Source organism: Streptomyces hokutonensis (genome assembly GCF_042751305.1).
Taxonomy (GTDB): domain Bacteria; phylum Actinomycetota; class Actinomycetes; order Streptomycetales; family Streptomycetaceae; genus Streptomyces; species Streptomyces hokutonensis_A.
Genome location: NZ_JBHYWD010000060.1, coordinates 1 through 1,298 on the forward strand (window position 1 = coordinate 1; position 1,298 = coordinate 1,298).

Sequence of the window (1,298 nt, forward strand, 5' to 3'; positions counted from 1 at the left end):
GCCATGGTGTGGATGGTGGGGTTGTCGAAGATGAGTGCGAGGGGGATGTCGGGGGAGAGTGCTGTGCGGAGTCGGGAGATGATGCGGGTGGCGAGGAGTGAGTGGCCGCCCAGGGCGAAGAAGTTGGCGTGGACGTCCAGGTCCGGTTGGTCGAGTACTTCGGTCCAGATGCCGGCGACGAGTTCTTCGGCTGCTCCGCTCGGCCGGGTGGTGGTGTCCTGGGTGGTGGCTTTCGGCTGGGGCAGTGCGCGGTGGTCGGTCTTGCCGTTGGCGTTGACGGGGATGCGGTCGAGGACGGTGATGCTGGAGGGGATCATGTAGAGGGGGAGTTGGTCGCTGAGGTAGGCGTTCAGGTCGGCAGGTACGTCGTCCTGGTGGTCGGATTCTTCGGTGGTGATGTAGGCGGCGAGGCGGTGGTCGCCGGGGGTGGGTTCCCATTTGGTGACGACGGCGTCGCGGACGTGGGGGTGGCGGCGGAGGGTGTGTTCGATCTCGGCGGGTTCGATGCGGATGCCGCGGATCTTGACCTGGCTGTCGGCGCGTCCCAGGAAGGTGAGGGTGCCGTCGGGGCGTCGGATGCCGCGGTCGCCGGTCCGGTAGAGGCGCAGGCTGTTGGCGTAGGGGTGGGGTGGGAAGGCTGCTGCGGTTTTGCGGGCGTCGCCGAGGTAGCCGCGGGCCAGGCCTACTCCGGCGAGGTAGAGGTCGCCGGGGATGCCGTCGGGTACCGGGTTGAAGTGCTCGTCCAGGAGCAGGACTTGGTTGTTCGCGATTGCTTCGCCGAGGGGTACTTCGCCGGCCTGTTCGTCCTGGGGGACGCAGGTGTGGCTGGTGGAGTCGATGGAGACTTCGGTGGCGCCCCATTGGTTGTGGAGGCGGGCGGGGGTGTTTGCGAGGCGTTGGTGGAAGGTGGTGACGAGGTCGGGGCGGAGGGCTTCGCCGCTGGAGATGACGTGGCGGAGGTGGGTGAGGGGCTGTCGTGCGGGGGTGATCTCGTCGAGGAAGAGGGCGAGCATGGAGGGGACGAAGTGGAGGGCGACGATGTCGTGTTGGGCGCTCCAGTCGGCGATGGCGCGGGGGTCGCGGTGCAGGCCGGGCGGGAGCATGACGACGGTGGCGCCGGCGATGAGGGGCCAGAAGATTTCCACGGCGGAGTCGTCGAAGCTGAGGACGGTTTTGTGCAGGACGTTCTCGCCGGGGTTGAGGGGGTATTGGGCCTGCATCCACTGCATGCGGTTGGCCCAGCCAGCATGGGTGGAGGCGACGCCCTTGGGAGTGCCGGTGGAGCCGGAGGTGTAGTA

1 protein-coding gene is annotated in these 1,298 nt (G+C 67.7%); it reads right to left on the reverse strand.

The window, feature by feature from the left end; all coding sequences use genetic code 11:
* On the reverse strand, positions 1-1,298 hold a 1,298-nt coding region (locus ACFXC1_RS51200), incomplete at both ends, for a non-ribosomal peptide synthetase (protein WP_381257377.1).